Source organism: Bacillus sp. JJ1764, assembly GCF_036962145.1.
Classification (GTDB): Bacteria; Bacillota; Bacilli; order Bacillales; family Cytobacillaceae; genus Neobacillus.
Genome location: NZ_JBALNY010000220.1, coordinates 4,073 through 10,854 on the forward strand (window position 1 = coordinate 4,073; position 6,782 = coordinate 10,854).

Below are 6,782 nucleotides of genomic sequence, written 5' to 3' on the forward strand. Positions count from 1 at the left end.
TGTAAAAAATCAACACTGTTCTTTAACACAGCCAAAATGTAAAAAATGCCACTAGGAAAGGAATTCACCTTGCCAGTGGCATTTTTTTTAAATCAACTTAGATATGATGCTGTCAGCAACGGTCTGCCAGATGGTCTCATCGGTTTGATAGGATGCCACTAGCCGCTTATACATGGCCAATTGTTTTTCTTGAAAGTCGGGTGCTTCCTTATCAGGCAAATTCGTCCGTTCTCTTTCCACTAATGCCTGCATTTCCGGAGCTCGTGGCCCCCATACAGCCACTTCACTGCCTTCTTGGTCGATAAAAATAAAAATGGGAATGGCTCTTGAGGTACCATTAGTGAGGTATTGGTCCATGAGTTCCAGATTTTGATCCCGTAATAAACAACGAATTTCAATTCCTGCTGCCTCAGCAATTCTGAATAAAATCGGATTATTGAGCATGGCATCTCCGCACCAATCCTCTGTTAACACAATTACCCGTAATTCCCGAGATTTAAGCGCTGCAAGTTTGTTTATACTTTCCTCATCTACAACAAATTTCTCATAAATGGATAGCATTTTTGTTTTATTTTTATCCATGGAGTCAATGTATTCCTTTACCGTCATTCCTTTTTGGAACCATGAAAGTAATTCTGTCATTACAATCACTCCTTTTTATTTTCTATCATAGCGGAATTGTAAACTAATTGGCAATGATCCTGCTTACATCCCCAAGGATTATTATATTACAAGTATTTTTTACTTTTTAACAAAACCAATAATTTAACAGTAGAAATAGATTTATACAATTGATAGAATATTTTATAAAGAGGAAATATTATTTTAAATATTTTCCAAGATAATAAAGGGGGATAAAGGATGTCCAATACAACTCTACAAATGGTCTCGATTGGAATTTACTTAGCCATGATGCTTTTTATTGGATGGTATTCTTATCGAAAAACAAGCAATCTCACAGATTACATGCTCGGAGGAAGGTCTTTAGGACCCGCAGTAACAGCGCTTAGTGCCGGTGCGGCCGATATGAGTGGTTGGCTGTTAATGGGCCTTCCGGGTGGAATTTATGTAACCGGTTTAGCAGATGCGTGGATTGCCATCGGCTTAACGATTGGAGCTTACTTAAACTGGTTATTAGTTGCACCACGCTTGCGTTCCTACACCCAAGTAGCCAATGATTCCATCACTATACCAAGCTTTCTTGAAAATCGCTTCAAAGACAACACAAAACTACTTCGCATTGTTTCTGGTATTGTTATTCTTACTTTCTTTACTTTCTATGTCTCTTCCGGTATGGTTTCCGGCGCCGTCTTTTTTCAAAGCTCCTTTGGTACAAGCTATCTTACAGGACTTTATATTGTTGGTGGCGTGGTCGTTGCCTATACTTTATTTGGCGGATTCCTTGCCGTCAGCTACACAGACTTTATTCAAGGTTTAATGATGCTAATTGCCCTCTTGCTTGTACCGGCGATTGGTATTTTTAAGACTGGTGGTCCTGTAGAAACATTTAATACGATTCGTGCCATTGATCCAACTATTCTTGATTTCTTTAAAGGAACTACCTTTTTAGGGGTTGTTTCTGCAATGGCATGGGGACTTGGTTACTTTGGCCAGCCACATATTATCGTTCGCTTTATGGCTATTACCACTGTAAAAGAAACGAAAAGTGCCCGCCGCATCGGAATGGGCTGGATGATTTTTTCCTTAATCGGTACGATTTTCACAGGATTTATCGGATTGGCCTTTTTCCATAATAACGCGGATTATAAACTGGATAACCCGGAAGCCGTCTTTATTTCATTGAGCCAGATCTTTTTCCATCCTCTCTTTGCCGGATTTGCCTTGGCTGCCATTCTTGCTGCCATTATGAGCACGATCTCTTCTCAGTTAATCGTTACATCCAGTGCATTAGTTGAGGATTTGTACAAAGCGGTCGTCAATAAGGAAGCAAAGGACAAACAGCTGGTTTTCTTAGGGAGAATGGCCGTGCTTTTAGTCGCTGTGGTGGCTGCCGCACTTGCCTTTAGACAAAACAATACCATTCTAAGCCTCGTTGCTTATGCTTGGGCAGGTTTCGGAGCTTCCTTCGGACCAGTCATTCTGTTAAGCTTGTTCTGGAAAAAGATGAACCACTGGGGCGCCCTGTATGGTATGATCGTCGGTGCTGTAACGGTGATACTATGGAAAAACTTCGACCTTGGAAAGGTATTTTTCGGAGAATCCTTATATGAAATCGTTCCAGGCTTCCTCTTGAACTTAGTCGTTGCTGTTGTCATCAGCCTGGCAACTTATAAAAAGAACGAACAAATTGAAAAAGAATTTGAAGAAAGCATCCGCTTGATGAAAGACGCATCTTAATAAAAAGAAGGAGAACATATTGGCGTATGTTCTCCTTCTTTATTACACTTCTTCCCCGTTTGTCGCAATTACATCCTTATACCAATCAAAGGATTTCTTTTTCGATCTGGCAAGCGTTCCATTGCCTTCATTATCACGATCGACATAGATAAACCCGTAGCGTTTTTTCATTTCACCAGTTGTAAAGGATACACAATCGATACATCCCCACGGAGTATAACCCATTAATTCCACGCCATCTAATTCAACAGCCTTTTTCATTTCTTTAATATGGGCACCTAGATAGTCAATACGGTAATCGTCATGGCAGCTGCCGTCTTCCTCTTTCACGTCAATTGCACCAAAGCCATTTTCTACAATGAAAAGTGGTAATTCATAGCGCTCATATAATTGATTCAAGGAATAGCGTAGCCCCACAGGGTCAATTTGCCAACCCCAGTCAGAAGCTTTCACAAATGGATTCTTCACACTGGATTTTGAACCAACCACTGTTTTATCATCCAATTCATTCACGCCGCTTTTTACTGCGTCAGACATATAATAGCTAAACCCAATATAATCAACAGTTCCCTCTGCTAAAATCTTGGCATCTTCCGGCTGCATCTTGATGTTGTAGCCCTTTCTTTCCCACTCTTTTAAAGCATAAGCAGGATAGTGACCTCTGCAATGTACATCTGCAAAGAACCAGCGGTCATGCATCGATTCCACCTGAAGCATCATATCATCCGGGTTGCAAGAGTAAGGGTAAATCGGAACAAAAGAAACCATGCAGCCAATCTTGAAATCAGGATTAATAGCATGTCCAGCCTTCACGACCAAAGCACTTGCCACCATTTGGTGATGGGCAGCCTGGTACATCACTTCTTCTGGATTCTCTCCTTCTTCACAACGAACCCCTGAATTGGTCCATAAAAAGATAGGATTCGCCGTATTTTTTTGATTGTTGATTTCGTTAAAAGTCATCCAGTACTTCACTTTATTTTTATAACGTTCCATTACAGCAGTAGAAAAACGCACAAAGAAATCAACTACTTCACGGCTCCTCCAGCCACCGTATTCTTTTGCGAGGTGGTACGGCATTTCAAAATGGCTAAGGGTAATAACCGGCTCGATCCCATACTTTAACAATTCATCAAACAGATCATCATAGAATTTCAGGCCTTCTTCATTCGGCTCTAGTTCATCCCCTTTTGGAAAAATCCGTGTCCAGTTAATACTTGTGCGGAAACATTTAAAGCCCATTTCGGCGAATAAAGCGATATCTTCTTTATAGTGCCCATGAAAATCAATGGCAACATGATTAGGATAGTATTTTCCCTCAACGATGCCATCAGTAATTTCCCGTGGCACACCATGGGCACCGGCAGTCATCACATCTGCCACACTTGGACCTTTACCCCCTTTATTCCATCCGCCTTCAACTTGGTGAGCTGCAACGGCGCCCCCCCATAAAAAATCCTTATGAAAAGCCATGAAAGTCTCCTCCTAAAATATAAACTAATCAATTAACCCTACTTTTTTTAATCTTGGAATCATCATTTTCATAAATACATTTAACAACGGGCCAAAGAGAAGCATCATAATAACCGTACCTTCTCTAACCGTGATGCATTGATTAAAGAAAAACGAAACTCCCAAGGCGACCACAATGGATAAGATGTCCACAAATTGTCTGATCGCTCCGAAGTTTTTATTGATCTTTTTCGAGATCACCATACAACATGATTCCAAGGGAAACGTGATTAAGTTAATCGTCATAATCATCGAAACGGCTCCTGCACAAATAACACAAGATACGATCAGCAATACGATGTTAGCCCAATAGCTGTGGATAGTAAACCTGGCAAAAACGTCATAGAACATAAAATTAACGACATATCCCAACAGAATAGCCACTAAGATTTGTGTCAAAGTTTTCAGCTTAAATTCCTTTTTCAAGAGGAAAAGTTGAATCAGCACACAGCTAATATTCATCATCATTGAAAATGTTCCAACTTTCATATCGATGACTCCTGATATACTTTGACTCAAAGCATCCCATGCTCCGACTCCGACAGCTGCCTTTAATGCCATGCTTGCACCCACACCTGTCATAATCATGCTAATGGCAACAATGATAACCCTTTGAATTGCTTTCATCATGTCCGTTTGTCCTCGATTATCTTTGATTAAAAAGCGTTAATGTAATAATATAAAATCAATTACCGCATTAGAATACTTTGCGAACAGATTAGAAAGCCTTTTCAATTATTTTCGTATTTTACTATAGATTGTTGAAATGCCTTTTCAATATAAAGGGGTTACTTTTACCATGATCATTTCAAATAGACTGGAAGCCATGGAATCTTTATCGAAATCCGAGGAGATTCTTGCGAAGTACATATTGAAAGAAAAAGAGAATATTGAGAAACTATCCACTATCGACTTGGCCAATGCTACGTATACCTCCCCATCAACTGTGGTCCGTTTATCAAAAAAGCTGGGCTTCAGCGGCTGGAATGAATTTAAGGAAAAGTATCTAGAGGAGCTTTATTATTTAAACAGCCACTTTACCAAAATTGATCCCAATTTTCCCTTTCAACCCCATGATACTTTTATGGCGGTTGCTTCAAAAATAGGCCATCTGGCCACAGAGACGATTCAGGATACACTATCTCTTATAAAAAACGAGGATCTCAAACAGGCCATTGATCTGTTGGCGAATGCAGAAATGATCAATATATTTGGTATTAGCAATTCTCTCCTGATGGCTTACGATTTCAAACATAAAATGCTCCGCATCAATCGCCGTGTAGAGATCATGAATTTACCGGAAGAACAGGTATATGTTGCTTTGAATTCCTCTCCGAAGGATACGGCCATTTTAATCTCCTACACCGGGGAATCAGAAGAAGTCTTAAAGATTGCCGAGATTTTAAGGAAAAACAAAACTCCCATCATTGCCCTAACAAGCATCGGTGAAAATAGCTTATCAAAATATGCAAACTGTACGCTTTCTGTCTCAACCAGAGAAAAACTCTATTCTAAAATTGCCACCTATTCATCTAATAATTCGATTCACCTCGTTCTGGATATCCTTTATTCCTGTTTATTTAAATTAAACTACCATCGTAACCTAGAGTATAAGACGAATATTTCGAGGAAAATTGATGAGCGAACTTCGGATAGTGAGTTAATAAAAGAGAAAGAGGATATTTNNAAATATCCTCTTTCTCTTATTTTAGAGTATTGACCAAGGAATCCAACTTCATAACGGTTTTCCAATTGCGAACCGTTGCATGTACACCTAGCTTCGACAACTTTGCGGCAAGCTTTGAATCTCTAAAGCTAATTTGAAAAAATAGATAAACCTGTTTTCCGATTATCTGGAATCGTTCCTTTTCATTTTGAAAAGAGCTTAACTGGTTAACCCCTTCGGGTGAAGGCTCCTCTGCCAAAAAAGCGACATGAACACTTTCCCCTTCATCTAAGGAGCTTAGTGTGTAAGGGCAATTTTGAATGATTTCATTCAGTTCAGTAGCTGTTCTCAAGACTACCGGCACCGGGAAGCCGAATGTTTTACTGATTTCGTCCTCCAATCGCCTTGTGAGGGACCGGGACTCTTCATCTGACTCAAACAAGATATTTCCGCTCTGTATGTACGTTTTAACCTTTCGCAACCCCATTGCTTCCAATAGATTTCTTAAATCTGCCATTTTAATAATATGATGCCCGCCAACATTAATACCTCTTAATAGTCCAATATAAATGGTCATTTGTGCACCCCTGTTTTAGTAGTCTCTTCATTCAATCTTACCATTTTCTTTAATTACTAAACTACTGCAGGAAAACGGCTTTTACTGTAGAACTAGATGGTTTAAGGAGGGATATTTATGGTTTTACAAAGAGTGAGTTTGGTAACGATAGGCGCTGTCAATTTACCGGAGCTTCGTGCCTTTTATCAATCGCTGGGGTGGGAAGAATCAGAGATCAGTTCGGATCAATATGCTGTATTTAAAACAGCTGGGGTTCTGTTTTCCTTATTCCCGATTGAGGAGCTGGCCAAAGATGCCGGAGTGGACTTTACGAATTCAGGCGATGGGTTTCGCCCGGTTACGCTTGCTATTAATGTAGATCAACCGGAACAGGTTGACACAACCATCGAAGAAATCCGTGCTGCGGGGGCGAGAATTATTCGCGAACCTAGCAATGCCTTCTGGGGCGGACGCACCGCTTATTTTGCTGACCCAGAGAATAATCTCTGGGAAGTGGCCTGGAACCCGAGTGCTGTTTTCGATGATCGTGGGGCAATGATTTCTTTTTAGTTTTTGAAAAAGGGTGGCCAAGAGATTGGACCACCTTGTTTTCTCTTCGGACATGATCTTGCTTTTGCAGCTCTGACTTGTCCGATGTTCGCTCGGCTTCAGACACAGCCTTGCTTTTTT

7 protein-coding genes are annotated in these 6,782 nt (G+C 40.3%); 3 read left to right on the forward strand and 4 right to left on the reverse strand.

Annotated elements, in window-relative coordinates:
• Window positions 1–87: 87 nt before the first annotated feature.
• Complete coding sequence (locus V7083_RS22585; protein WP_335482315.1) at window positions 88–642, reverse strand: thioredoxin family protein; 555 nt, start codon at window positions 640–642, stop codon at window positions 88–90.
• 219 nt (window positions 643–861) lie between these two features.
• On the opposite strand from V7083_RS22585, the gene putP reads away from it, so the two are divergent.
• Window positions 862–2,358 carry a sodium/proline symporter PutP gene (gene putP, locus V7083_RS22590; RefSeq protein ID WP_335482317.1) on the forward strand — a complete coding sequence of 499 codons (1,497 nt, stop codon included), beginning with the start codon at window positions 862–864 and terminating at the stop codon, window positions 2,356–2,358.
• A gap of 42 nt (window positions 2,359–2,400) precedes the next feature.
• On the opposite strand, the gene V7083_RS22595 is transcribed toward putP, so the two are convergent.
• Window positions 2,401–3,831 carry a 6-phospho-beta-glucosidase gene (locus V7083_RS22595; RefSeq protein ID WP_335482319.1) on the reverse strand — a complete coding sequence of 477 codons (1,431 nt, stop codon included), beginning with the start codon at window positions 3,829–3,831 and terminating at the stop codon, window positions 2,401–2,403.
• A gap of 24 nt (window positions 3,832–3,855) precedes the next feature.
• Window positions 3,856–4,500 carry a YczE/YyaS/YitT family protein gene (locus V7083_RS22600; protein WP_335482321.1) on the reverse strand — a complete coding sequence of 215 codons (645 nt, stop codon included), beginning with the start codon at window positions 4,498–4,500 and terminating at the stop codon, window positions 3,856–3,858.
• A gap of 196 nt (window positions 4,501–4,696) precedes the next feature.
• Here V7083_RS22600 and V7083_RS22605 point away from each other — a divergent pair, with 196 nt between their 5' ends.
• A complete protein-coding gene (locus V7083_RS22605; RefSeq protein WP_438823764.1) occupies window positions 4,697–5,590 on the forward strand; it encodes a MurR/RpiR family transcriptional regulator in 894 nt (297 codons plus the stop codon).
• On the opposite strand, the gene V7083_RS22610 is transcribed toward V7083_RS22605, so the two are convergent.
• Entirely contained in the window at window positions 5,574–6,113 is a 540-nt protein-coding gene (locus tag V7083_RS22610; RefSeq protein WP_335482325.1) for a DUF1697 domain-containing protein, read from the reverse strand. The two genes, V7083_RS22605 and V7083_RS22610, sit on opposite strands and share 17 nt — an antisense overlap.
• A 117-nt stretch (window positions 6,114–6,230) precedes the next feature.
• Between V7083_RS22610 and V7083_RS22615 the strand changes: the two genes are divergently transcribed.
• Window positions 6,231–6,662 carry a VOC family protein gene (locus V7083_RS22615; protein WP_335482327.1) on the forward strand — a complete coding sequence of 144 codons (432 nt, stop codon included), beginning with the start codon at window positions 6,231–6,233 and terminating at the stop codon, window positions 6,660–6,662.
• The last annotated feature ends 120 nt before the right edge of the window (window positions 6,663–6,782 follow it).